Source organism: Paracoccus stylophorae, from assembly GCF_028553765.1.
Lineage (GTDB): Bacteria > Pseudomonadota > Alphaproteobacteria > Rhodobacterales > Rhodobacteraceae > Paracoccus > Paracoccus stylophorae.
Genome location: NZ_CP067134.1, coordinates 1216303 through 1241860, shown reverse-complemented (window position 1 = coordinate 1241860; position 25558 = coordinate 1216303). Strand labels below are relative to the sequence as shown.

Sequence of the window (25558 nt, the reverse complement as noted above, 5' to 3'; positions counted from 1 at the left end):
TTTCCGTGGGAATGGTTTAACGGTGAACTACATTCCCAGTCGGAGGGGGCAAGGATGAGCGAACGCAGGCAGGATACCGCACGTCAGGCGGCGCTGGACTATCACGAATTTCCGCGACCCGGCAAACTGGAGATCCGGGCGACCAAGCCGCTTGCCAATGGCCGCGACCTGGCCCGCGCCTATTCGCCCGGCGTGGCCGAGGCCTGTCTGGAGATTCAGGCCGATCCCGCCACCGCCAGCCGCTTTACCGCGCGCGCCAATCTTGTCGCCGTCGTCACCAACGGCACCGCCGTGCTGGGCCTGGGCAATATCGGCGCCGCGGCCAGCAAGCCGGTGATGGAGGGCAAGGCGGTCCTGTTCAAGAAATTCGCCAATATCGACTGTTTCGACATCGAGGTGAACCAGTCCGATCCCGAAAGACTGGCCGATATCGTCTGCGCGCTGGAACCCACCTTCGGGGCCATCAATCTTGAGGATATCAAGGCCCCCGACTGCTTCATCGTCGAGAAACTGTGCCGCGAGCGGATGAACATCCCGGTCTTTCACGACGACCAGCACGGCACCGCCATCGTCGTGGGGGCGGCGGCGACGAACGCGCTGCGCGTCGCCGGCAAGAATTTCGAGGATATCAAGGTCGTCTCGACCGGCGGCGGCGCGGCCGGCATCGCCTGTCTGAACATGCTGGTCAAGCTGGGCGTCCAGCGTCGCAACATCTGGCTGTGCGACATTCACGGCCTGGTCTATAAGGGCCGGACCGAGGACATGAACGCCCAGAAGGCCGAATTCGCGCAGGACAGCGAACTGCGCACGCTGTCGGACGTGATCGACGGCGCCGATCTGTTCCTGGGTCTGTCGGGTCCGGGCGTGCTGACGCCCGAGATGGTGCAGCGCATGACCGAACGTCCGGTGATCTTCGCGCTCGCCAACCCGACGCCCGAAATCCTGCCAGACGACGCCCGCGCCGTGGCGCCCGGCGCGATCATAGCCACCGGCCGCAGCGATTTTCCCAACCAGGTCAACAACGTGCTGTGCTTTCCGTTCATCTTTCGCGGCGCGCTGGATGTCGGCGCGACCACGATCAACGACGAGATGGAACTGGCCTGCATCGAGGGTATCGCGGCCCTGGCCCGGGCCACCACCGCGGCCGAGGCCGCAGCGGCCTATCGCGGCGAGACGCTGACCTTCGGGCCGGATTACCTGATCCCGAAACCCTTCGATCCGCGACTGGTCGGCATCGTGTCGACCGCCGTGGCGCGCGCGGCGATGGAATCGGGCGTCGCGACGCGGCCCATCGACGATCTGGACGCCTACAAGCGCAAGCTGGACAGTTCGGTCTTCCGGTCGGCGCTGATCATGCGCCCGGTGTTCGAGGCCGCGGCCACCGCCCGCCGCCGCATCGTCTTTGCCGAGGGCGAGGACGAACGCGTGCTGCGCGCCGCCAACGCGATGCTTGAGGAAACCACCGACGTGCCGATCCTGATCGGGCGGCCCGACGTCATCTCGACCCGGGCCGAACGCGCCGGCCTGCCGATCCGCCCCGACAAGGATTTCGAGATCGTGAACCCGGAAAACGATCCCCGCTATCGCGATTACTGGGAAACCTATCACCAGCTGATGGCACGGCGCGGCGTCAGCCCCGACATCGCGCGGGCGATCATGCGCACCAACACCACCGCCATCGCCTGTGTCATGGTCCATCGCGGCGAGGCCGACAGCCTGATCTGCGGCACGATCGGGCAGTATAACTGGCATCTGCAATATGTGCGCCAGATCCTGGCGCGCGGCGGATTGCAACCGGTCGGCGCGCTGTCGATGATCATCCTGGAAGACGGGCCGCTGTTCATCGCCGACACCCAGTGCGAGAACGATCCCACGCCCCAGCAGATCATGGAAACCGTGCGCGGCGCGGCGCGCCATGTCCGGCGTTTCGGCATGACCCCCAAGATCGCGCTGTGCGCGCATTCGCAGTTCGGCAATCTGGACACCTATACCGGCCGCAAGATGCGCGAGGCGATGACGCTGCTGGACGCGCGCGAGCCCGATTTCATGTATGAGGGCGAAATGCAGGTCGATGCCGCGCTGGATCCGGCGCTGCGCGAGCGGATCTTCCCCGGATCGCGCCTGGAAGGTTCGGCGAACGTGCTGGTCTTTGCCGGCACGGACGCCGCCTCGGGGGTGCGCAACGCGCTGAAGATGCGCGCCAACGGGCTTGAGGTCGGGCCGATCCTGATGGGCATGGGCAACCGCGCCCATATCGTGACCCCCTCGATCACCACGCGCGGCCTGCTGAACATGAGCGTGCTGGCCGGCACCCCGGTCGCGCATTACAGCTGAACCGCCGAAACTGTCGCGGGGCGGCGAATCACCCGGCCCGGCAGCCACGCCGGCCGCTGCTGCATTTTGCAAAAACCGGCGCCGCGTCGCAGGGGTTTTGCAGGACTTTCGGTTTTGCAAATTTCCGCGCGATACGGGTGCGAAAACATGCAAATTCCGGGCGCGCGCGGCGCGGGGGTGCCGCTAACACTGTTGCCTCGGCCCCCTTGGGCCACGTAACAGAAGGGCAGCGTAGGATAAGGGGGGCATGCCATGGCATACCGGGACGTTTACGCCAGCTGGAAATCCGATCCCGAGGGGTTCTGGATGGCCCAGGCCGAAAAGATCGACTGGGATCGCCCGCCCAGCAAGGCGTTCTTCGATCAGGGTCCGGTCGGCGAATGGTTCGCGGACGGGCTGACGAACACCTGCTGGAACGCCGTGGATCGCCATGTCGCGGCCGGGCGCGGCGATCAGCCCGCCATCATCCATGACAGCCCGATCACCGATTCCCGGTCCAGCGTCACCTTTCGCGAACTGCGCGACCGCGTCGCCAGCCTTGCCGGGGCGCTGCGCGCGAAGGGCGTCGAAAAAGGCGATCGGGTCATCGTCTACATGCCGATGATCCCCGAGGCGGTCGAGGCGATGCTGGCCTGCACGCGTCTGGGCGCGATCCATTCGGTCGTGTTCGGCGGCTTTGCCGCGCACGAACTGGCCGTGCGGATCCAGGACGCGCAGCCAAAGGCGATCATCACCGCCTCGTGCGGGATGGAGCCGAACCGCATCGTCAAATACAAGCCGCTGCTGGATTCGGCCATCGAACAGTCCAGCCACAAACCCGATTTCTGCGTGATCTTCCAGCGCGCGCAAGAGGCAGCGACGCTGACGCCGGGCCGCGATGTGGCGTGGGACGAGTTCCAGTCAGGGGTCGAGCCGGCCGAATGCGTGCCGGTCGAGGGCAATCATCCGGTCTATGTCCTCTATACGTCGGGGACGACGGGCCAGCCCAAGGGCGTGATCCGCCACACCGGCGGTCATCTGGTCACGCTGAACTGGACGATGAAGAACATCTACGGCATCGAGGCCGGGGACGTGTTCTGGGCGGCCTCGGACGTGGGCTGGGTCGTGGGCCACAGCTATATCTGCTATGCGCCGCTGATCGCCGGCGCGACCACAATCGTGTTCGAGGGCAAGCCCGTCGGCACCCCCGATGCCGGCACGTTCTGGCGGGTGATCCAGGACCACAAGGTCAAATCCTTCTTCACCGCCCCCACCGCCATCCGCGCCGTCAAGCGCGAGGACCCCAAGGGCGAACTGATCGGCGATTACGACCTGTCCAGCCTGCAAGCCGTCTTTCTGGCCGGAGAGCGCGCCGACCCCGACACGATCCAGTGGCTGGAAGACAAGCTGAACCTGCCGGTGCTTGACCATTGGTGGCAGACGGAAACGGGCTGGGCCATCGCCGCCAACCCGTTCGGCATCGAACGGATGCCGGTCAAGAAAGGCAGCCCATCGGTGGCCATGCCCGGATACGACGTGCAGATCCTGGACGAGGCCGGCCATCCGGTCGGCCCCGGCACGTTGGGCGCGATCGCGGTCAGGCTGCCCTTGCCGCCGGGCACCCTGCCCTCGCTGTGGAACGCCGAAGACCGGTTCCGCAAGGCGTATCTGGACCATTTCCCCGGCTATTACGAGACGGGCGACGCGGGCTATGTCGACGAGGACGGCTATCTCTACATCATGGCGCGGACGGACGATGTGATCAACGTCGCCGGCCACCGCCTGTCCACCGGCGCCATCGAAGAGGTTCTGGCGGGCCACCCCGACGTTGCCGAATGTGCCGTGATCGGGGTCGCGGACAGCCTGAAGGGACAGATGCCGGTGGGTTTCCTGTGCCTGAAGAAGGGGGTCGAGAATTCGGACGAACAGATCGTCCGCGAGGTGATCGCCCGCGTGCGCGACCAGATCGGCCCGGTCGCGGCCTTCAAGCTGGCCTGCGTGGTGGAACGGCTGCCCAAGACCCGGTCGGGCAAGATCCTGCGCGCGACGATGGTCAAGATCGCCGAGGGGGAACAGTTCAACCCCCCCGCGACCATCGACGATCCCGAGGTGCTGTCGGAAATCTCGGACGCGCTTCAGGGAATCGGCTACCCGCAGCGCTGAAAAGCCCGTGCCGCGCGCGCGTCCTGCGGGCGCGGACGGCCCGACGGGACTGCCCGGTCAGCCGCGCCGAGAGTCGCGCAGCACCTGCGCCAGCAGATCCGTCGGGACCGCGTCGCTGACGAACGCCTCTCCGATGCCGCGCGCCAGCACAAAGCGCAGCCGGCCATCGACCACCTTCTTGTCCTGACCCATCAGCCCGATCAGCCCCGCATCGTCGGGCAGATCGCCCCCGATCTCGGCCAGCGTCGCGGGCAAGCCCATCTGGCGCAGATGCGCCAGCACGCGGCTTGGCGCCTCCTGGCTGCACAGCCCCATCCGCGCCGACAGATCGAAGGCCAGCGCACAGCCGATGGCCACCCCCTCGCCATGCAGCAGGCGGTCGGAATAGCTCGTCGCCGCCTCCAGCGCGTGGCCGAATGTGTGGCCCAGATTCAGCAATGCGCGTTCGCCCTGCTCGGTCTCGTCGCGGGTCACGATCCCGGCCTTCATCGCGACCGAACGAGCCACCGCCCGCTGGCGCAGACCCATGTCGTCGCGCAGCCGCGCGCCGTGCGCCTCTAGCCATTCGAAGAATCCGGCATCCCCCAGAAGACCGTATTTCGCCACCTCGCCATAGCCCGCCAGGAAATCGCGCCGGCTCAGCGTGTCCAGCACGCCGATATCGGCCAGCACCAAGGCGGGTTGATGAAACGCGCCGATCAGGTTCTTGCCGTGGCCCGAATTGATGCCGGTCTTGCCGCCCACGCTGCTGTCCACCTGCGCCAGAAGCGTGGTGGGGATCTGCACGAAGCGCACGCCGCGGCGCAGGATCGCGGCGGCAAAACCCACCAGATCGCCGATCACGCCGCCGCCGAAGGCGATCACGATGTCGCGCCGTTCGATCCGCTGTTCCAGCAGCCAGTCGACGGTGCGGGTCAGATGCGGCCAGCTTTTCGTGCCCTCGCCGGCCGGCAGGATCAGGGGCACGCTGTCGATCCCCTCGGCCGACAGCGCATCGCGCAGCCGGTCCAGATGCAGCCCGGCCACGACCTCGTCGGTCACGATGGCCGCGCGGGGCCGGTGCAGCAGCGGCGCGATCTGGTCGCCCGCGCGGTCGATCAGGCCGGTGCCGATCCGGACGTCATAGGCGCGCGCGCCCAAGGGGACATGAACGGTCAGGGCGTCGGTCATCTTGCCTCCGGGATGTCTGGATGCGCCTGGCGAACGGCGGCGATCAGCCGGGTTGCCGCAGCCTCGATCGTGTCTCCGGGCCGCGCGTCGAAGGTCAGGTCCGCCGTGGCATAGACCGGATTGCGCTGCGCCATCAGCGCCGCCAGCGTGCCGCGCGGGTCGGCCGTCTTCAGCAGCGGCCGCGTGCTGCGCTGGCGGACCCGGTGCCACAGCGTGTCCAGATCGCAGTTCAGCCACACCGACAGGCCGCGCGCGCCGATCAGCGCCCGGTTCTCGGCCCGCATCCACGCGCCCCCTCCGGTCGAGACAACGCCCGGCGGTCCATCCAGAATCCGGGCCAGCACCCGCGTTTCGCGGTCGCGAAAGAACGCCTCGCCGTCGCGAGCGAAGATCTCGGCGATGGTCATGGCGGCGGCGGTTTCGATCTCGTGGTCGGAATCGGTGAACGGGACGTGCAGACGCCGGGCCATTTCCGTCCCGATGGCGGTCTTGCCCGCCCCCATCATGCCGACCAGCACAATATGCCGCCTCATCCGCTGCTTCATCCGGCCCCCTTCCATCGCGCCATTGAATGGCGTGATCTTTCCGGAATTGCCATATATATTCGGGCTCAACCGGCGTAGAAAGCGTCGGACAGCGATGCAGTGAACGACGAACGAGGCGGATGTCGATGCGGTTGATCAAGGTTCTGGCGGTGCTGATTGTGGCGGGCGTGATCGGCCTGATCGGCTATGCCTATCTGGGCGACATGGAGCCGGTCCGGCAGGAAGTCCGCAGCCCGGTGGCCATCGGTGGCGCGGGTGACTGACGCGCGATCCCGCATCCTTGCCGCGATGACGGCCCTGCTGGTCGCCGCAACCTGGGCGCCCGCCCCGGCGATGGCGCAGCAGAACCGCCCGCTTTCGGCCAGCGACTGGCTGTCGGGCAGCGTGCGCGGCCCGGCGCGCGAAAGCTCGGCCTGGCGACCCGGCCAGCGGCCGCCGCCGCCGCGCGACCGCGCGCGACCGGTCGCGGCAAGCGGCGCGGTCGGCACGGTTCAGGTCACGCGGCTGGATGGCGGCAACCCCGACGCCGCAGGCACGATCACCGCGCGCAAGGCCGGGCTGCCCGCCGATCTGTGGCAGGGCAGCGATCCGGCCGATCTGGCGCCGCTGATCGTGCAGACCCCCGCCCGGCTGCCGGCCATGAACGCCCTGTTGCGACGCCTGCTGCTGGCGCAGCTGACCCCGCCCACGGCCAGCGGTTCGGACGATGTGGGGCGGCTGTTCCTGGCGCGGGCCGACCGACTGCTTGACATGGGCGCGCTGGATTCGGCGCAGACCCTGCTGCTGACCGCCGGTCCGGGCGACCCCGAGGTATTCCGGCGCCTATTCGACATCGCGCTGTTGCAGGGCGACGAGGGCCGCGCCTGCCGGATCATGGACACCACGCCCGGGGTCGCGCCCAGCTTCGCGGCGCGGATCTTCTGCCTGGCGCAGACGGGCGACTGGGCGGCCGCTGCCATCGGCCTGCACGGCGCCGACGCCCTGGGCCTGATCGACCGGCACGAGGCGCTGTTGCTGACGCATTTTCTTGACGACGGGTTCGTCGACAGCGGCGAGACCATCGCGCCCTCGGACCGCGTCACGCCGTTGGAGTTCCGCATTCACGAGGCGATCGGCCAACCGCTGCCGACCGGGCCGCTGCCGGTCGCGTTCGCGCAATCCGACCTGCGGCTGAACAATGGCTGGAAGGCGCGGCTGGAGGCGGCGGAGCGTCTGGCGCGGGCCGGGGCGATCGCGCCCGCACCGCTGCGCGACATCTATGCCGAACAGAAACCCGCCGCATCCGGCGGCGTCTGGGAACGCGCCGGCGCGATGCGCACGCTTGAGGCGGCCATTGCCGCAGGCGATCCGCTGACCGCCCTGCCCCGCGCCTTCGACGAATTTCGCACGGCCGACATGGCCGACGTGCTGGCCGCGATGATCGCGGCGGATCTGCCCCAGACGGTGCCCGAAGGATCGGACCCGGACGCGGCGCAGGCGGCGCGCTGGCTGCGGCAATGGCGTGGGCTGCCGGTCGACCGGGCGCAGCCGATCCCGGCGGAATTGCAGGCCGCCCCGCCCGCAGCCTCGGCCGAGGCACCGGACGTTCCCAAGGGTCAGGCGTTGCTGGAAGCGATGGCGGATGTCGATGCCGGTCTTGACGGCGATCTGGCGCGTGCCGCGCGCGGATTGGCCGCGCTGCGCGCCTTGGGCCTGCGCGAGGACGCCGATCTGGCCGCCGCGCAGCTTGCGCTGCGCCCGCACATGACCGGATCGCCCTGATGGCCGTTCCCGCCGATCATCGCGCCATTTCGGCGTTTCTGGACGCCCAGGCGGCCGAGGCGGGCGCGGCGCAGAACACGTTGCTGGCCTATGGCCGCGATCTGCGCGACCTGTCGGACTGGCTGGCGGGCCGCGACGCCGCGCTGGCCGATCTGACGCGCGAGACAGTCGAGGATTATCTGGCCCATTGCGACGCGCAGGGCCTGTCGCGGGCCACGCGCGCGCGGCGGCTGTCCTCGATCCGGCAATTCACGCGCTTTGCGCTGGAGGAAGGCTGGCGCGACGACGATCCGGCGATCCGCATATCCGGGCCGGGCCGGGCGAAGCTGCTGCCCCGGACGCTGGATCGCGCCGAGATCGACGCGATGCTGGCCGCCGCCCCCGACATCGGCCGCGACCGGGCCGAAAAGACGCGCAACCTGTGCCTGATCGAGCTGCTTTACGCGACCGGGATGCGGGTCAGCGAACTGGTCTCTCTGCCGGTGGCCGCGTGCCGGGGCGACCCGGAACTGCTGCTGATCCGGGGCAAGGGCGGCAAGGACCGGATGGTGCCGCTGACCGGCGCCGCAAGATCGGCGCTGACAGCGTGGCTGTCGGTGCGCGACGCGGCGCATCGGGACAGCCCGCTTGGCCGGCTGGTGGCGGGCAGCGGCGCGCGATGGCTGTTTCCGGCCCCCGGTCGCGCCGGTCACATGCCGCGCCAAAGCCTTGGCCGGTTGCTGAACGCGATTGCGGCGCGGGCGGGCGTGGATCCGGCGCGCGTGACCCCGCATGTGCTGCGCCACGCCTTCGCGACCCATCTGCTGGAAGGCGGCGCCGATCTGCGCAGCATCCAGACATTGCTGGGCCATGCCGATCTTGGCACGACCGAAATCTATACCCATGTGCTGGACGCGCGGATGCGCGATCTGGTGCTGAACCATCATCCGCTTGCGCGCGTTGCCGGCTCGTCCGTCCCCACGGACGAGGCAACCGACTGAAGAACGGCAAGGACCCATGGACGACCCTTCAAGTATTCTGGATTCCGCATTCTGGCTGACCGTCGTGGCCATCCTGGTCCTGCTGATGCTGTCGGGTTTCTTCTCCGGCTCGGAAACGGCGCTGACGGCCGCCAGCCGGGCCAAGCTGCACTCGCGCGCCGACCGCGGCGATGCCGGCGCCAAGGCCGCGTTGCAGGTGACGGCTGACAGCGAAAGGCTGATCGGCGCGATCCTTCTGGGCAACAACGTCGTCAACATCCTGTCGGCCAGCCTTGCCACCGCGCTGTTCACGCGGCTTCTGGGGTCCAGCGGCGTTGCCATGGCCACGCTGGTGATGACGGTGCTGGTGCTGATCTTTTCCGAGGTGATGCCCAAGACCTATGCCATCTCGGCGCCCGAAAAGGTGGCCGCGATGGTGGCCCGCCCGATCCGGTGGGTGACGCTGATCCTGTCGCCCATCGTGACCGTGGTGCGGCTGATCGTGCGCGGGATTCTGGGGCTTTTCGGCCTGAAGACCGATCCGGGATCGCACATGTTCTCGTTGCAGGAAGAGATCGAGGGCGCGCTGTCCATCGGTCACGCGACCGGCGCGGTGCAGAAGGAGGATCGCGACCGGCTGCTTGGCGCGCTGGATCTGGGCAACCGCACGGTCGAGGAGATCATGCGCCACCGTTCGGGCATCCAGATGATCGACGCGGCCCGCCCGCCGGCCGAGATCCTCGACGCGGTGCTGGCCAGCCCGCACACCCGCCTGCCGGTCTTCCGGGACGAGCGCGAGAATGTCGTGGGCGTCATCCACGCCAAGGATCTGCTGCGCGCGGTCAACAAGTCGCTGCGCGAAAGCCGCGATCCGTCGGCGTTGCAGAAATTCGACGTGACGGCGGTGGCGATGCAGCCCTATTTCGTGCCCGAGACGACGGCGCTGGACGAACAGATGCGCGAATTCCTGAAGCGCCGGACGCATTTCGCGCTGGTCGTGGACGAATACGGTACGCTGCGCGGGCTGATCACGCTGGAGGATATTCTGGAAGAGATCGTGGGCGAGATCACCGACGAACACGACACCGACGCCGACCAGACCCTGACGCCCAACGGCCAGGGCGATTACACCGTCGATGGCGGCATGACGATCCGCGATCTGAACCGGCAACTGGATTGGAACCTGCCCGACGACGAGGCCAACACCGTCGCGGGGCTGGTCATCCACATGGCCCAGTCGATCCCCGAACAGGGACAGGTCTTCAGCTTTCACGGCTATCGGTTCGAGGTTCTTGCCCGGCGCGAAAACCGCATCACACGGCTGCGGGTCAGGCCGCTGGCGCCGGTGCCCGACGGAAGCGACTGACGCCGCATCGCCTTCGTCCCTGCGCCGGCCCGTCCTGCACGTCCGGCCCGGCGGGTGCGTCCCGCCCGCGCTTGCAACCCGCGCCCATCGCCCCTAACAGAAACGGCAAAGCATCTCAGCCCGCAGAAGGGACCGCCATGGACATCGACGCCCGCCGCAAGGCCGACCCCGATCACTGGAAACTGGCCAGCGCGATCCGCGTTCTGGCGATGGACGCCGTCGAGGCGGCCAATTCCGGCCATCCCGGCATGCCGATGGGCATGGCCGATGTCGCCACGGTGCTGTTCCGCAACCATCTGAAATTCGACGCCGGCGCGCCGCACTGGTTCGACCGCGACCGTTTCGTGCTGTCGGCGGGCCACGGCTCGATGCTGATCTATGCGCTGCTGCATCTGACCGGATACGAGCAGATGACGATCGAGCAGATCAGGAATTTCCGCCAGCTTGGCCATATCACCGCCGGCCATCCCGAATACGGCCATGTCGAGGGGGTCGAAACCACCACCGGCCCCCTGGGTCAGGGGCTTGCGGCCGCCGTCGGCATGGCCATGGCCGAAGAGGCGCTGCGGGCCGAGTTCGGATCGGAACTGTGCGACCACCGCACCTGGGTCATCGCCGGCGACGGCTGCCTGATGGAGGGCATCAGCCAGGAGGCGATCGGCCTTGCCGGCGCGCAGGAACTGGGCCGTCTGATCGTGCTGTGGGACAATAACGACATCACCATCGACGGCCGCGTCAGCCTGTCGGACCGGACCGATCAGCGCGCCCGGTTCGAGGCGTCGGGCTGGCGCGTGCTGTCCTGCGACGGCCACGATGCCGCCGACATCGAACGCGCCCTGAAAGAGGCGGCGCAGGAAGACGGCCGCCCGGTGCTGGTCGATTGCAAGACCATCATCGGCTTTGGCGCGCCCAACAAGTCGGACAGCGCCAAGGCCCACGGCTCTCCTCTGGGCAAGGACGAGATCGCGGCGGCGCGCAGGGCCTATGGCTGGGACGCCCCCGCCTTCGAGATCCCCGACCAGATCCTGTCGGACTGGCGCAAGATCGGCGGGCGCGGCGCGTCGGACCGCAAGGCGTGGCAGGATCGCGTCGACGCGCTGTCGGCGGACATGCGCGACGAGTTCGTGCGCCGCATCGACAACAAGCCGAACCCGCAGCTTCAGCAGACCGTCTGCGCGCTGAAGGCGCAGGCGGCCGAGGGCAAGCCCAAGGTCGCCACCCGCAAGGCCAGCGAAAACGTGCTGGAGGTGCTGAACCCGCACATGCCCGAGAATTTCGGCGGCTCGGCCGACCTGACCGGGTCGAACAACACCCGCACCGGCGACATGGACGTGTTCTCGGCCGAAAACAGGCTGGGCCGCTATATCCATTTCGGCATCCGCGAACACGGCATGGCGGCGGCGATGAACGGCATCTGGCTGCATGGCGGGTTCCGCCCCTATGGCGGCACGTTCCTGACCTTCACCGATTACGCGCGCGGCGCGATCCGCCTGTCGGCGCTGATGGGGCTGCCGGTCGTCTATGTGATGACCCATGACAGCATCGGTCTGGGCGAGGATGGACCGACCCACCAGCCGGTCGAACATCTGGCCATCGCCCGCGCGACCCCCAACATGCTGACCCTGCGGCCCTGCGATCAGGTCGAAACCGCCGAGGCGTGGGAACTGGCGCTGTCGCAGACCGACCGTCCCACGATCATGGCGCTGTCGCGTCAGGGGTTGCCGGCCCTGCGCACCACCCACAAGGACGAGAACCTGTCGGCCAAGGGCGCCTATGTCCTGCGCGAGGCCAGCGGCGGCAAGCCTGCGGTCGTGCTGCTGGCGACCGGGTCCGAGGTCGAGATTGCCGTCGCCGCGCGCGAGACGCTGGAGGCCGACGGCACCCCCACCCGCGTCGTGTCGGTGCCCTCGATGGAGCTGTTCCGCGACCAGACTGCCGCCTATCGCGAACAGGTTCTTCCCGCCGGCAATGTCCGCGTCGCCATCGAGGCGGCCGTGCGCCAGCCTTGGGACTGGCTGTTGCTGGGCGAGCGCGGGCAAGAGGAGAAATCCGATTTCGTCGGCATGACCGGCTTTGGCGCCTCGGCCCCGGCACCCGATCTGTACAAGGAATTCGGCATCACCGCCGAGGCCGTGGTCAAGCGCGTCCGGGCGATGCTGTGAGCCCGGTTTCCGCCCGGGGCGGGGCCGAACCGACGGGGAAGACGCGGCCGGGCACCTGTCCGGCCGTTTTCGGATCGCGCTGAGATGCGGACGCTGGCGCGCGCATTCGCGCTGATGGGCGCGCAGCGGCCGGGGGCGCAGCCGGGCGGGACGGGATCGCAGGGGACCGGCATCCTTCTGATCTGCCTTGCGGTTCTGTGCTTCACGCTGATGGATGCCTGCGCCAAGCATCTGACGCAGGATTATCATGCGGCACAGGTGGTCTGGGCGCGTTTCGTCGTCAATGTCGCGCTGCTGGCGCTGCTGTTTCGCGGCCGGATGCCGGCGCTGATCCGGTCAAGCCAGCCGGGGCTGCAATTCGGGCGGGCGCTGACGCAGATCGCCTCGGTTGCGCTGTTCTTCACCTCGTTGCAGTTCATCGGCCTGGCCGAGGCCACGGCGATCATGGATACCAACCCGGTCCTGATCACGCTTGGCGCGGCGCTGTTTCTGGGCGAGCGGATCGGCCTGCGCCGCATTCTGGGCATCGGTGCCGCGCTGGCCGGCGCGATGATCGTGATCCGGCCCGGCATGGGCGTGTTCCAGCCGGCGGCGCTGTTGCCGATGATCGGCGCCTTCACCTATGCCGCGAACGCGCTGCTGACGCGGATGGTGCGCAGCGATTCGATCGCGACATCGGTGCTGTGGTCGGCGGTCACCGGCGCGATCCTGACATCGGCCGTGGTGCCGTTCTTCTGGCAGCCCATCGGCACCGGCGATCTGTGGGTCTTTGTCGCGCTTGGCGTCTTCGGCACGATCAGCCAGGCCCTGCTGATCCGCGCCTTCACCATCGCCGAGGCCGGGGTGCTGGCGCCGTTCGGATATACCGGGCTGGTCTGGGCGGGGCTGTGGGGGTGGCTGTTCTTCGGGCAACTGCCCGACAACTGGACCATTACCGGTGCCGCGATTATCGTGGGCGCGGGCCTGTACGTCTGGTGGCGCGAGGCCCGGGCGGCGCGGATGGACGGATGAGAAACGACGACGGATCGACCCTGACCGACCGGCTGGCCAATGGCGCGTTTCTGGCGGTGATGCGGCTGGCCCGGCTGCTGCCCTATCGCCGGCGCATTCCCGCGATGGGATGGGTCTTTGCGCATCTTCTGGGGCCGGTCGCGGGCTGGCGGCGCCGGATCCGCGAAAACCTTGCGCTGGCGCGGCCCGACCTGCCCCGCGACCAGGTCGAACGCCTGACCCGCGCGGTGCCCGAAAACGCCGGCCGGTCCGTGGCCGAGATCTATGCCGGGGCCGAGTTCACCGACCGCATCCAGGCCGACGACCCGCTGGAGGGTCCGGGCCTGCCGGCGCTGGAAGCCGCTTTCGACAGCCATCGCCCGGTGATCATCGCCTGCGCGCATTTCGGCAATTACGACGCGATGCGCGCGGCGCTGTCGGCGCGCGGCTGGCCGGTCGGCGCGCTGTATCGTCCGATGAACAACGAGGCGTTCAACCGCCACTATATCCCCGCCATCTCGGCCATCGCCGAGCCGCTGTTTCCGCGCGGCCGCGCCGGGCTGGCCGGGATGCTGCGCTTCCTGAAGGGCGGCGGGTGGCTGGCCCTAGGGTTCGACCAGCATGACCGGCACGCGCCGGAATTGCGGTTCTTCGATCTGCCCGCAAAAACGGTGCTGACGCCCGCCGAACTGGCGATCCGGTATGACGCGCTGATCCTGCCGATCCACGCCATCCGGCAGCAGGACGGTCTCAGCTTTCGCGTCCATGTCGGCGCGCCGCTGGACCATGGCGACCCGCGCGAGATGATGCAGACGCTGAATGACGGGCTGGAAACGCTGGTCCGTCAGCACATGGATCAGTGGTTCTGGGTGCACCGGCGCTGGAAATAGAGGCCGGATGTACGACAGCCGCCGGGCATTTCCGGCGGCTGCCTGCCGTGATCGGGATCGGGCCTTTTCAGCCGGCAACCTTCGCGCTGCGGACCGGGGCGGCCGCCTCGCGCCGGGCGCGCAGTTCCTCGGCCACCAGGAACGCCAGTTCCAGCGACTGGCTGGCGTTCAGCCGCGGATCGCAGGCGGTGTGATAGCGGTCCGACAGATCCTCGTCGGTGACGGCGCGGACGCCGCCGGTGCATTCGGTCACGTCCTGGCCGGTCATCTCGAAATGCACCCCGCCGGGGATCGTGCCCTCGACATTGTGGATCGCAAAGAACTCGCGCACCTCCCGCAAGACCGAATCAAAGGGCCGCGTCTTGTAGCCCGAGGCCGACTTGATCGTGTTCCCGTGCATCGGATCGCAGGACCAGACGACATTCGCGCCCTCTTCCTGCACCGCCCGGATCAGGCGCGGCAGATGATCGCCCACCTTGCCCGCACCGAACCGCGCGATCAGGGTCAGGCGTCCGGCCTCGTTATCGGGGTTCAGCCGGGCCATCAGCACCTTGAGATCGTCGGCGGTCGTCGTCGGACCGCATTTCAGGCCGATCGGGTTCTGCACGCCGCGGCAGAATTCGACATGCGCCCCGTCGGGCTGACGGGTGCGGTCGCCGATCCAGATCATGTGACCCGATCCCGCGACCGGCAGGCCGGTGGTCGAATCGGTGCGCGCCAGCGCCTCTTCGTATTCCAGCAGCAGCGCCTCGTGGCTGGTGTAGAAATCCACCTTGCCCAGTTGATGCGCGGTATCCGAATTCACCCCTGCGGCCTGCATGAACGCCATCGCGTCGCGGATGCGGTCGGCGATGTCGCGATATTTGGCCGCCTCGGGACCGCCGACGAAATCGGCGATCCAGTTCTGGACGCGGTGCATGTCGGCATAACCGCCGGTCGAAAACGCCCGCAGCAGGTTCAGCGACGCCGCCGCCTGCGTATAGGCCGCCAGCATCCGGTTGGGATCGGGCGTCCGCGCCTCGGGCGTGAAGTCAAAGCCGTTGACGATATCGCCGCGATAGCTGGGCAGTTCGACCCCGTCCACGGTTTCGGTGGCCGCGCTGCGCGGCTTCGCGAACTGGCCGGCCATCCGGCCCACCTTGACCACGGGCAGCTGCGCGCCCCAGGTCAGCACCACCGCCATCTGCAACAGCAGCTTGAACGTGTCGCGGATATTGTCGGCGCTGAATTCGCCAAAGCTTTCGGCGCAATCGCCGCCCTGCAAAAGGAAACTGCGGCCGGCGGCGACATCGGCCAGACGGTCGCGCAGACGACGCGCCTCGCCGGCGAACACCAGGGGCGGATAACGGCGCAGCTGCGCCTCGACCGCCTGCAACGCGGCAGGATCCGTATAGTCCGGCATCTGGACGCGCGGATAGGCGCGCCAGCCGGCCTTGTCCCAGCTTTGGGCGGCGGTCTTGCGGATCTCCTGCGTCATGGCACGCACTCCTTGGGAAAAAGACGTCGTCACGATATAGTCCGCATTGGCCGTCAGGGAAAGGGCACAGGACGACCGCAAGGCTTGTACCCTTGCGCCGGACGCCGTTCCCTGCTGAGTGCTGGCCGACACAGAAGTGCAAAGACATTCCCATGGCTGCCGACAGACCGCGTCGTTTCACCTTCCTGCTGCTGGACCGGTTCACGATGATGCCGTTCGCGGCGGCGATCGAGCCGCTGCGGCTGGCCAACCGCGCGGCGGGCAAACAGCTGTTCGACTGGCGGCTGGTCGGCCCGTCCGGCGACGTTGCCGCCTGTTCGAACGGGACGCGGATCGAACTGGATGGCGGACTTGACGGAGAGGTGGCGGTGGGGCGCGACGATGTGGCCATCGTCTGCGGCGGCACCGAGATTGCGCGCGAGGCGACACGCCCGGTCCTGAACTGGCTGCGCAGGCAGGAACGCGGCGGCGCTGCCATCGGCGCGGTCTGCACCGGCGCGTGGGTTCTGGCCGAGGCCGGGCTGCTGGACGGGCGGCGCGCGACGATCCACTGGGAAAACCATGACGGCTTTGCCGAGGCTTTCCCCGACATCCAGCTGGTCCGGTCGGTCTTTGTCGCGGACGGCAACCGGCTGACCGCGGCCGGCGGCACGTCGTCGATCGACCTGATCCTGCACCTGATCTCGCAGGCGCATGGCGACGGGCTGACGGCCGAGGTGGCCGATCAGCTGCTGCACACCGCGATCCGCACCGACCAGGACCGCCAGCGCCTGTCGATTCCCACGCGGATCGGCGTCCGCCACCCCCGGCTTGCGGCGGTGATCGCGCGGATGGAGGCCAATCTGGAAGATCCGGTCAGCCCCGCGCAGCTGGCCGCCGATGCCGGCATGTCCACCCGCCAGCTTGAGCGGCTGTTCCGCCGCTATCTCAGCCGCAGCCCCAAACGCTATTACATGGAAACAAGGCTGGCGCGGGCGCGAAACCTGCTGATGCAGACCGAGATGTCCATCATCGAGGTCGCGCTGGCCTCGGGCTTTTCAAGCCCGTCGCATTTCTCGAAATGCTATCGCGCGCAATATGGCAGCACCCCCTATCGCGAACGCGGCACAAGTTCCGCCGCGCCGGGAAAGGCGGATTGATCCCGAACGGGTCACGCATTCTTCAGCTTCGTTAATCACTGGTTAACCTTCTGTCGCTAGTCAATCTTGCGACGGGCGGGATTGTGGCCCGGAACACAGGAAAATCCGGCGTAACCGGATGTTTAGGGGCAACGATCGGAACAGGGCTGCGGGCGGAATGGACTATCAGATCACGATGGTGACGCTTGGACAGGCGGTGGCAAGCGGCAGCAGCACTGCCCGATACATCCCCTGGTCCGCCAACAAATACCCGTTCACCCTTGCCAATCCCACGCTCAGCACCATCACCATCCGCGATGACGACCAGGTGCTGAATTCCCGCTCCTACTCGCCCAACGAAACCGAACAATATCTGACCACGGCCACGACCTTCGGCCATGGCGCGGGCGCGCAGACCGTGCCGGCGGGCACGAAGATCAGCAATTTCCTCGCCTCGCTGATCCGCGACGGACAGGGCAACGAGTTCCGCGCCCTGTTTCCGCGCGATTTCTCCGGGCCACACGGCGAGGAGCTGGGCGGGCGCCATTCGGTGCTGATCCTGCCCCAGCCAAAGCCCGATCCGGTCACGGGCCAGCCGGTCTATCCGACCTTCGACCCCACCGAAACATTCCGCTTCGTGCGCCAGATCACGCCCACTTCGGGCGACGGCAACGCGCCCACCTATCCCCCGCCCGCCGCCGCGCCCTGTTTCGTCGCGGGCACGTTGATCGACACCATGTTCGGGCCGCGCGCCATCGAAACCCTGGCGGCGGGCGACATGATCCGCACCCGCGACAACGGGATGCGCTGGCTGTCGTGGGTCGGCTCGGTCCGCATCGGAGCCGCGCAGCTTGATCTGCAACCCAACCTGCGGCCGGTCCGCATCCGCGCCGGTGCCCTGGCCGATGGGGTGCCCGCGCGCGATCTGACCGTATCGCCGCAGCACCGGATCCTTCTCCGCTCGGCCACCGCGCGGCGCCTGTTCGGCGAGGACGAGATCCTCGTGGCCGCCAAACATCTGATCGGCCTGCCGGGGATCGAGGCGATTTGCCCCGCAGGCGGGGTCACCTATTGGCACATGCTGTTCGACGGGCACGAGGTGGTGCTGTCGGACGGCGCCTGGAGCGAGAGCCTGTTCACCGGCCCGCAGGCGATGAAGGTGCTGGGACCGGCGGCGCAGCGCGAGATCCTGGCCCTGTTCCCGCATCTGTCCGACCCCTCGTTCCGCCCCGCCGGCGCAAGACGGATGCTGACCGGACGCGAGGGGCGCCAGCTTGCCGGACGCCATGCCCGCACCAGCCGCCAACTGGTCGAGGAAAGCTGACGCGGCCACACCCGCCGCCAAGCAGTCCGTGGAACGCGGCCGCGGGACAGCGCCGCGGACCCTGCGGCCTTGCGGCCCCACCCCGCTTCACCTACATCATTGGAGAGTGAACGTAAGGACAGCGTCATGGCGATGGAAGCTCACGACATCGAGGCCCTGCTGCGCGAGGCGTTTCCCGACGCGCAGATCTCGATCAGGGATCTGGCGGGGGACGGCAATCACTATGCTGCCGAAGTGATCGACGAAAGCTTTCGCGGCAAGAACCGCGTGCAGCAGCAACGCGCCGTCTATGCGGCGTTGCAGGGCAGGATGGACGGCCCCGCCGGAGAGTTGCACGCCCTTGCGCTGACGACGAAGGCCCCGGACTAGACCGGCTTCTGCCCGGCACGGGGACGATTTCGGCCTGCCGCGGGCTGGCCATCACGCGAAACAAGGACCGACGCGATGAGCGATGTGAAAACCGAGATTCAGGGCATGGTCGATGCCGCCGATGTGGTGCTGTTCATGAAGGGCACCAAGGAAATGCCGCAATGCGGGTTTTCCAGCCGCGTGGCCGGTGTGCTGAACTATATGGGCGTGGATTTCCGCGACGTGAACGTGCTGTCCGATGAATCGATCCGCCAGGGGATCAAGGATTTCTCGGACTGGCCGACCATCCCCCAGCTTTACGTCAAGGGCGAGTTCGTGGGCGGCTGCGACATCATCACCGAGATGACGCTGTCGGGCGAGCTGGACCAGCTTTTCGACCAGAAAGGCGTCACCTATGACAAGGACGCCGCCGAAAAGATCCGCGAAGCGAACGCATGATCCGTCCCTGACGGATCGTCCCGCCAGCCGTGGCGGACGATCCTTGCGGCGTTCTGCGGCAGGTGCGGGCGACAGGATTTTGGGCTTTGACCTCGGCCCCAAAGCCTCTTAGCCTGCCGCAAAGAAACGCATTCAGGGAGGAAGACATGACCATCCGCAACAAGGTGGCCGCAGCCGCCGCCGTGGTCGCGCTTGGCGTCGTGCCGATATCGGCCGGCGCGCAGCAATTCATCAACATTCTGACCGGCGGCACCTCCGGGGTCTATTATCCGGTGGGCGGGGCGCTGTCGAAGATCTATACCGACGGCATTCCCGACGCCAAGGTGCAGGTGCAGTCCACAAAAGCCAGCGTCGAGAACCTGAACCTGCTGCAACAGGGCAAGGGCGAGATCGGCATCGCGCTTGGCGATTCCGTGAAATTCGCCGCCGAAGGCAATGCCGAGGCCGGTTTCCCCGAACCGCTGGACAAGCTGCGCGGCATCTCGGCCATGTATCCCAACTTCATCCAGATCGTCGCCAGCGAGGAATCCGGCATCAAGACGCTGGAGGATCTGAAGGGCAAGGCGCTGTCGGTGGGCGCGCCGAAATCGGGCACGGAACTGAACGCCCGCGCCATTCTGCAGGCCGCCGGGATGACCTATGACGATCTGGGCAAGGTCGAATATCTGCCCTTCGCGGAATCGGTCGAACTGATGAAGAACCGTCAGCTTGACGCCACCCTGCAATCCGCGGGCCTGGGCGTCGCGTCGCTGAAGGATCTGTCCACCTCGATCCCGATCACGGTCGTGGCCATCCCCGACGAAATCGCCTCGACCCTGGGCGCGCCCTATGTGGCCGAGACGATTCCCGCGGACACCTATGACGGGCAGACCGAAGACGTGCCGACCGTCGCCGTCATCAACTTCCTGATCACATCGGACGCGGTCAGCGACGATCTGGCCTATCAGATGACGAAGCTGATGTACGATCACCTGGACGAGCTGAAATCGGCCCACGCGGCGACCGCCAGCATCGACGTGCAGAACGCGTTGAAGGGCATGCCGGTGCCGGTCCATCCCGGTGCGCAGCGTTACTATGACGAGGTGGGCGTCACCGCCGAATAAGGCGCGTGTCGCGGGCCGGGACGCGGGTCCCGGCCCCCACCATCATCAGCATCGGATGACATCATGACCGAAGCCCGGCCCTCGGCCCCGGCCGGCGACTCCGATCTTGGCCTGCACGATCCGCTGGCCGACAGCTTTCCCGCCGGCACCGAGGGAAAGATCCTGTTCTGGATCGCCGTCGCCTTCTCGCTTTACCAGATCGCCATTGCCGCCCATATCGTCACCCTGTCCAGCCAGATCCAGCGCGCGCTGCATCTGGGTTTCCTGATGCTGCTGTGCTTTCCGCTGCTGGCGGCGCTGCACGGTCGCGGGGTGCCGGCCAAGGTGCTGGCATGGGTGCTGGCCGCCTCGGGCGTGGTCGTCGCGGGGTATCAATGGGCGGAATACGTGCCGCTGATGATGCGGTCGGGGATGCTGAACGACATCGACGTGGCAATCGGGGTGATCGCGCTGGCGACGACCTTTGCCGCGGCCTATGTGGTGATGGGTCCGGCGCTGCCCATCGTTGCGGGGCTGTTCCTGGTCTATGCGCTGTTCGGGCAGTATTTTCCGGGCCCGATGGTCACGCGCGGATACGATTTCGCGCAGGTGATCGAACAGATGTCCTTCGGCACCGAAGGCATCTATGGCACCCCGCTTTATGTCAGCGCGACCTATATCTTCCTGTTCATCCTGTTCGGGTCGTTTCTGGAAAAGGCCGGGATGATCAAGCTGTTCACCGATGTCAGCCTGGGGTTCGTGGGCCACCGGATGGGCGGGGCGGCCAAGGTGTCGGTGGTCAGTTCAGGGCTGATGGGCACGATTTCCGGGTCGGGCGTGGCCAATGTCGTGACCACCGGGCAGTTCACCATCCCGCTGATGAAAAGCTTCGGCTATCGCGCGGCGTTTGCCGGCGGGGTCGAGGCCACGGCCTCCATGGGCGGACAGATCATGCCGCCGGTGATGGGCGCGGTCGCCTTCATCATGGCAGAGACGCTTGGCGTGGCCTATGTCGAGGTCGTGCGCGCCGCGATCATCCCGGCGATCCTGTATTTCGCCAGCGCCTTCTGGATGGTCCATCTTGAGGCCGGACGCCGCAATCTGCACGGCATGAACAAGGAGGACCTGCCCTCGATCCGCAACGCGCTGAAAGAGGGGTGGTATCTGATCCTGCCGCTGGCGGTGCTGGTCTATCTGCTGTTTTCCGGCTACACGCCGCTGTTTGCGGGCACGGTCGGTCTGGGGCTGACGATCATGCTGATCCTGGGGGCGTCGGCGGCGTTGGGCCTGCCGCAGGGCGTGCTGCGCATCATCTTCTGGATCGGACTGGGGCTGGTCGCGGCCAGTTTCCTGCAATTCGGCAACTCTGCCCTGTGGGGCGGGATCGGCGCGCTGCTGGTCTGGAACCTGATCTATGCCGGCGGGCGCAAGACCATCTGGCAGGTCATCGACAGCCTGGCCGAGGGGGCCAAGACCGCACTGCCCGTCGGCGTCGCCTGCGCGCTGGTGGGCGTCATCATCGGCACCATGACCCTGACCGGGGCCGCGAACACGTTTGGCCTGTATATCGTGTCGGTCGGCCAGAACAGCCTGATCCTGTCGCTGATCCTGACGATGATCACCTGCATCGTGCTGGGCATGGGGATTCCGACCATCCCCAACTATATCATCACCTCGACCATCGCCGCGCCTGCGCTGCTGCAACTGGGCGTGCCGCTGATCGTCAGCCACATGTTCGTGTTCTATTTCGGCATCCTTGCCGATCTGACGCCGCCCGTCGCGCTGGCCTGTTTCGCCGCCGCGCCCATCGCCCGCGAAAGCGGCTTCAGGATCAGCATGGAGGCGCTGAAGGTCGCGGCCGCCGGGTTCGTCATTCCCTATATGGCGGTCTATACGCCGGCGCTGATGTTGCAGGATGGCGGGCCGCTGGCGGAAAGCATCGGCTATGCCGCGGCCGTCGCCTATATCGTTGCGAAATGCGTGATCGCGATCGGGTTGTGGGGGATCGCGGTGATCGGCTGGCTGGGACACCGGCTGGCGATATGGGAACGGCTGCTGGCGGCGCTGGCCGCGCTGACGCTGATCGCGGCGCTGCCGATGACGGATGAGGCCGGGCTGGCGCTGACCGCGCTGTTTGCCGGTCTGTGGTGGCTGCGCAGGCGGCGCGCGTGACCGGCTGCCTGCTGGCGGGGCTGACCGCACTGGCCTTGCAGGGCAGCGATTTCCGGCTGGAATGGACCCACTCGGTCGAACATGTCGCCTGGCGCGAGGAATGGCGGATCGAGGGCGACCGCCTGCACCTGATCCGCGCCGCCGTCAAAGGCTCGGGCGCCGGGATGGAGCCGGGTCAGGATGCGGTGCTGCGCGATGGCTGGTGGCAATGGACGCCGGATCTTGCGCCGCAGGCCGAACTGCTGCTTGCGGCCAGCGGCGCGACGGGCGGCGGGTGGCGGATCTGCGACGGCAAGCGGTGTCAGGAGCTTGGGCAGGCGGCGGGCGGTCCGATCCGTCTGCGACCCTGCCCGCGCGCCAGGAAATAAGCCGCCTCGGATCGAACCGCGCAGAGCTTAAAAAGGTTTAATTGCATTGCGGTAAACCGGATGTGATGCTGCACCATCATGACAGCTTCAAAGTTCCGGTTTGTGATCATCGAGAAGGACAGTTTTGTTGCCCGCGACATGCAGGACGGGCTGCAATCCGTCGTGCCCGGATGCGACATCAGGCGTCTGTGCCATCCGGGTCAGCTGTCCGATCACTTGGCGGACGCGTCTGCCGGCGATGCGAGAGCCGTGATCATCACCAAATTATCGCTGGCGCAGCTGGATCAGAACGGCATTTCCCAGCTTGCCCGCGACCGAAATGCCGCCATCGTCGTGCGACTGGGCGAAGACAGCCCGCAAGAGGTCACCGCCCGCGGCTGGCTTAGCCTTGCATCGCCCTTTACCTGGGACGATCTGGCCGCCTTGGCCGAAGAACTGTCCGAAAGCTGCGTCGAATAGGGCAAGGCCGCCATCGCAGCCCCGCCCCCTTCGCATCTCACAGAAAATCGGCGTCGTCGAAATCCGATCTGCTGCGGCGTCGTTCCTGCAACTTGGCGGCCAGGGTCACGCCGACAGCGAACGCGCCGATCAGCTTTGCCATGTTGCCCGCGTCGCTGTCCGCCGCGCGCGATGCCTGTCTGGCCGCGCCCGCAGCGCGGTTCCGCGCCTTACCGATATTCTGGCCGGTCAGGCCGATGCTGCCCGCCGCGCCCCGGAACATTTCCTGCGCGCGCCGTTCGGTGTCGCTGGCCAGCTTGTTGGCGCGAAAGCCGGCATGGTCGATCAGCGAATGGACCTTGTTCTCGGCCATGTCGGCCACGCGCAAAGCCTCGGCCTGGACCCGGTTGACGGCGGCATCGGCTGCCAGACTGGCGCGGGCCTCGACCTCGCGACGAAGATCGTCGCCGGTGGGCATGGGGTGGCGTTCGCGCGATGCGACCATCAGGATGATCGCGCCGATCACGACAAAGCCGCCGCCGATGGCCAGGGACGCCATCGTCGCACCCCAGCCAAGCCCGTGCGCAAGCCACGACCACAATGCGGCCAGCAGGAACCCGACGGCGACCGCCAGCACGACGCCGGCGATCACCTTCAGGGCCGAGCGCCGGACGACATCGCCCAACGCCAGTTGAAGCCTCTGGGCGTAGTCGAACATCGGCGCCTCTTAACGACGAGCCAGGATCAGGCCGACAAGAAAGCCGACACCGGCGGCGATCCCAAGGGACTGGGCCGGATGGCGGCGCACCATGTCGGACAGTTCGTCGTAACGATCCTCGGCGTAATGCGCGACTTCGTCCGCCTTGCGCTGTCCGGCGGCATACAGGCGATCCGCCTCGGCGCGCGCGCGTTCGGCATATTCCTCGCCTTTTTCGCGGGCCATGTCGGCATATTCGCGACCCGCCTGACGGGCGGTGTCGGCAAGGTCGGCGCCCCGCTCTTTCAGCTTGTCGATGCCGGAATTGTCCGACAGGTCGCGCGCGGTTTCGCGCACGTCATCGGCAATGCGGCGCGCGCCGTCGCGCAGATCGTCCTGGGCTTCGTTCGCGGCGGCCTTCGCGTCGCGCTGAACCTGATCGGCAGTGGGGGTGGATTGGGCCATGGGAAATCCTCTTCGCAGGTCTTGTTGTCACTTCAGACAGCAAACACGCTGTCCTGCGGCATTGTTCCATGCGGCAGGAAATTTCCCTGCACCGGCACGGGTTACGGTCGGTTCGGGCGGATTTGAGGGGTGACGAGGGCATGGTACCGCCTCCCCGGCTTGAACGGGGGACCTCTGGATCCACAATCCAGCGCTCTGACCAACTGAGCTAAGGCGGCACGGAAACGGTGTGTAACGCCGCCCTGCCCCGGTTGCAAGCCCGACTTGCCGCGAATTCCGCAGCGCGCTAGAGAAAGCGTGATCAATGCGAGGACGCACCGGTGAGCATCAACAGCGAAAGCAACACCGCCGCCAATCTTCAGGTCGGGCCGACCGATCAGGGAATGGTGCGCATCTATGTCGAGGGGGACGGCATCGACCTGCCGCTGGATTTCGACCCCGATGAAGCCGTCGAGATCGCGGAAGAGCTGATGGCCGCGGTCGAGGCGGCCCGCCAGATGGGCCGCAAGGGCGGCAAGCCTAAAAAGCCCCGCCGCTGAACTCGGGGTCCTGCAAGACCTGCAACCGGCGCGATGCCACCCGCGCGACGTCGCGCAACAGCCGGTTGCGGCGCGCGCCGGGCAGGCGCGTCTCCGGCGCCATCCGCTGAATTTCGGCCCCGAAGGCATCGGCCATGATCAGCCCCGTCCCCTCGGGCAGCAGGTCCATCGGAAATTCGTGATCGACCGCCCAGAAATACCGGTCGCACCATTCCAGATAGCCGTGCCATTTCCGGTCGGTGACGAAATCGGCGCGGCAGCTTTTGCATTCGACGATCCAGATTTCGGATTTGGGGCCAAGGCTGATCAGATCGACGCGCAACCCGCGCGCGGGCACGAATTCGGTCAGCACGGCGTGATCCATGCTGGCAAGCAGGCGACCGACGCCGCGCGCCAGCCGCTGGCCGGGCAGACCCGGCAAAGAGATCGTCTGTTGTTCCATCGCCACAGATTAGAACGAAGCGGAAACAGGCTGCAAGTGTCCTGTCCGCGCAAAACCCGGCGGGCCATCTTGAAAGCCGCGCGGATCGGGCCTATCTCTCGGCTGTGGCGGGTTTCTGCTCTTCCCGCGAGCGGCCATTTTTCCACTGGCCTATAACTTTTCCGAGGGAGCCGGCTCTGTCGAGGCCCTGGTCTCGTTACCCGGCGCCCACCTGGTAATCCAGGCTTTCGGGAAATCTCGCGCTGCCGCGGTCGCAGCGGTTCCCGCCACCCCAGATACCGCCCTGACCCTCCGGTCAGCGGCGGTTTTC

24 protein-coding genes, 1 tRNA gene and 1 other RNA gene are annotated in these 25558 nt (G+C 67.2%); 19 read left to right on the top strand and 7 right to left on the bottom strand.

Translation table 11 applies throughout. The features are described 5' to 3' along the window. The first annotated feature begins 54 nt into the window (after positions 1-54). On the top strand, positions 55-2334 hold the full coding sequence (locus JHW45_RS06110) for an NADP-dependent malic enzyme (protein WP_272860042.1): 2280 nt from the start codon (positions 55-57) through the stop codon (positions 2332-2334). Between the two features lie 252 nt (positions 2335-2586). Next, entirely contained in the window at positions 2587-4476 is a 1890-nt protein-coding gene (locus JHW45_RS06105; protein WP_272860041.1) for a propionyl-CoA synthetase, read from the top strand. 57 nt (positions 4477-4533) lie between these two features. Here the strand turns inward: JHW45_RS06105 and aroB are convergent, their stop codons facing one another. Together aroB and JHW45_RS06095 are read right to left on the bottom strand one after the other, a co-directional pair. After that, positions 4534-5646: a 3-dehydroquinate synthase gene (gene aroB, locus JHW45_RS06100; protein ID WP_272860040.1), complete on the bottom strand. Its 1113-nt coding sequence runs from the start codon at positions 5644-5646 to the stop codon at positions 4534-4536. Continuing rightward, the gene (locus JHW45_RS06095) at positions 5643-6191 is read right to left on the bottom strand and encodes a shikimate kinase (protein WP_272860039.1); all 549 of its coding nucleotides are present in this window, start codon (positions 6189-6191) and stop codon (positions 5643-5645) included. Before JHW45_RS06095 ends, aroB begins: the two co-directional genes overlap by 4 nt. 125 nt (positions 6192-6316) lie before the next feature. On the opposite strand from JHW45_RS06095, the gene JHW45_RS06090 reads away from it, so the two are divergent. The 7 genes from JHW45_RS06090 to JHW45_RS06060 all read left to right on the top strand — a co-directional run bounded on the left by JHW45_RS06090 (position 6317) and on the right by JHW45_RS06060 (position 14319). Continuing rightward, positions 6317-6454 carry a hypothetical protein gene (locus tag JHW45_RS06090; protein ID WP_272860038.1) on the top strand — a complete coding sequence of 46 codons (138 nt, stop codon included), beginning with the start codon at positions 6317-6319 and terminating at the stop codon, positions 6452-6454. Continuing rightward, positions 6447-7952, top strand: a complete 1506-nt coding sequence (locus JHW45_RS06085; protein WP_272860037.1) for a hypothetical protein — start codon at positions 6447-6449, stop codon at positions 7950-7952. Before JHW45_RS06090 ends, JHW45_RS06085 begins: the two co-directional genes overlap by 8 nt. Beyond that, positions 7952-8932 carry a tyrosine recombinase gene (locus tag JHW45_RS06080; protein WP_272860036.1) on the top strand — a complete coding sequence of 327 codons (981 nt, stop codon included), beginning with the start codon at positions 7952-7954 and terminating at the stop codon, positions 8930-8932. Before JHW45_RS06085 ends, JHW45_RS06080 begins: the two co-directional genes overlap by 1 nt. 16 nt (positions 8933-8948) lie before the next feature. Next, positions 8949-10277, top strand: a complete 1329-nt coding sequence (locus tag JHW45_RS06075) for an HlyC/CorC family transporter (RefSeq protein WP_272860035.1) — start codon at positions 8949-8951, stop codon at positions 10275-10277. A 137-nt stretch (positions 10278-10414) separates the two neighbouring features. Further along, on the top strand, positions 10415-12439 hold the full coding sequence (gene tkt / locus JHW45_RS06070) for a transketolase (protein ID WP_272860034.1): 2025 nt from the start codon (positions 10415-10417) through the stop codon (positions 12437-12439). A gap of 84 nt (positions 12440-12523) precedes the next feature. Continuing rightward, positions 12524-13450 (top strand): DMT family transporter, encoded by a 927-nt coding sequence (locus JHW45_RS06065; protein ID WP_272860033.1) that lies wholly within the window; start codon positions 12524-12526, stop codon positions 13448-13450. Beyond that, complete coding sequence (locus tag JHW45_RS06060; protein ID WP_272860032.1) at positions 13447-14319, top strand: lysophospholipid acyltransferase family protein; 873 nt, start codon at positions 13447-13449, stop codon at positions 14317-14319. Before JHW45_RS06065 ends, JHW45_RS06060 begins: the two co-directional genes overlap by 4 nt. Before the next feature lie 67 nt (positions 14320-14386). Here JHW45_RS06060 and JHW45_RS06055 read toward each other — a convergent pair whose 3' ends face one another. After that, complete coding sequence (locus JHW45_RS06055) at positions 14387-15796, bottom strand: class II 3-deoxy-7-phosphoheptulonate synthase (protein WP_272860031.1); 1410 nt, start codon at positions 15794-15796, stop codon at positions 14387-14389. Between the two features lie 152 nt (positions 15797-15948). Here JHW45_RS06055 and JHW45_RS06050 point away from each other — a divergent pair, with 152 nt between their 5' ends. The 8 genes from JHW45_RS06050 (at position 15949) to JHW45_RS06015 (ending at position 23126) form a co-directional block, all read left to right on the top strand. Next, the gene (locus tag JHW45_RS06050) at positions 15949-16935 is read left to right on the top strand and encodes a GlxA family transcriptional regulator (protein ID WP_272860030.1); all 987 of its coding nucleotides are present in this window, start codon (positions 15949-15951) and stop codon (positions 16933-16935) included. A 157-nt stretch (positions 16936-17092) separates the two neighbouring features. Continuing rightward, positions 17093-18238, top strand: a complete 1146-nt coding sequence (locus tag JHW45_RS06045; RefSeq protein WP_272860029.1) for a Hint domain-containing protein — start codon at positions 17093-17095, stop codon at positions 18236-18238. A gap of 126 nt (positions 18239-18364) precedes the next feature. Then, positions 18365-18607: a BolA family transcriptional regulator gene (locus JHW45_RS06040; RefSeq protein ID WP_272860028.1), complete on the top strand. Its 243-nt coding sequence runs from the start codon at positions 18365-18367 to the stop codon at positions 18605-18607. A 75-nt stretch (positions 18608-18682) separates the two neighbouring features. Then, a complete protein-coding gene (grxD, locus tag JHW45_RS06035; RefSeq protein WP_272860027.1) occupies positions 18683-19045 on the top strand; it encodes a Grx4 family monothiol glutaredoxin in 363 nt (120 codons plus the stop codon). Between the two features lie 146 nt (positions 19046-19191). Next, positions 19192-20148: a TAXI family TRAP transporter solute-binding subunit gene (locus JHW45_RS06030; RefSeq protein ID WP_272860026.1), complete on the top strand. Its 957-nt coding sequence runs from the start codon at positions 19192-19194 to the stop codon at positions 20146-20148. A gap of 63 nt (positions 20149-20211) precedes the next feature. After that, complete coding sequence (locus tag JHW45_RS06025) at positions 20212-22299, top strand: TRAP transporter permease (protein ID WP_272860025.1); 2088 nt, start codon at positions 20212-20214, stop codon at positions 22297-22299. Next, on the top strand, positions 22296-22667 hold the full coding sequence (locus JHW45_RS06020) for a DUF1850 domain-containing protein (protein WP_272860024.1): 372 nt from the start codon (positions 22296-22298) through the stop codon (positions 22665-22667). Before JHW45_RS06025 ends, JHW45_RS06020 begins: the two co-directional genes overlap by 4 nt. 78 nt (positions 22668-22745) lie before the next feature. Further along, on the top strand, positions 22746-23126 hold the full coding sequence (locus JHW45_RS06015) for a hypothetical protein (RefSeq protein ID WP_272860023.1): 381 nt from the start codon (positions 22746-22748) through the stop codon (positions 23124-23126). A gap of 37 nt (positions 23127-23163) precedes the next feature. Here JHW45_RS06015 and JHW45_RS06010 read toward each other — a convergent pair whose 3' ends face one another. From JHW45_RS06010 to JHW45_RS06000, 3 genes are all read right to left on the bottom strand, one after another. Further along, a complete protein-coding gene (locus JHW45_RS06010) occupies positions 23164-23823 on the bottom strand; it encodes a phage holin family protein (RefSeq protein ID WP_272860022.1) in 660 nt (219 codons plus the stop codon). A gap of 9 nt (positions 23824-23832) precedes the next feature. After that, a complete protein-coding gene (locus tag JHW45_RS06005; protein ID WP_272860021.1) occupies positions 23833-24267 on the bottom strand; it encodes an ElaB/YgaM/YqjD family protein in 435 nt (144 codons plus the stop codon). A gap of 141 nt (positions 24268-24408) precedes the next feature. After that, positions 24409-24485: transfer RNA gene (locus tag JHW45_RS06000), tRNA-His, on the bottom strand. Positions 24486-24587: 102 nt separating this feature from the next. Between JHW45_RS06000 and JHW45_RS05995 the strand changes: the two genes are divergently transcribed. Beyond that, positions 24588-24806, top strand: a complete 219-nt coding sequence (locus JHW45_RS05995; protein ID WP_272860020.1) for a DUF6324 family protein — start codon at positions 24588-24590, stop codon at positions 24804-24806. On the opposite strand, the gene JHW45_RS05990 is transcribed toward JHW45_RS05995, so the two are convergent. Then, on the bottom strand, positions 24787-25248 hold the full coding sequence (locus tag JHW45_RS05990; protein ID WP_272860019.1) for an MmcB family DNA repair protein: 462 nt from the start codon (positions 25246-25248) through the stop codon (positions 24787-24789). The two genes, JHW45_RS05995 and JHW45_RS05990, sit on opposite strands and share 20 nt — an antisense overlap. A 109-nt stretch (positions 25249-25357) precedes the next feature. On the opposite strand from JHW45_RS05990, the gene ssrS reads away from it, so the two are divergent. Beyond that, positions 25358-25515, top strand: a non-coding RNA gene (gene ssrS / locus JHW45_RS05985) — 6S RNA. The last annotated feature ends 43 nt before the right edge of the window (positions 25516-25558 follow it).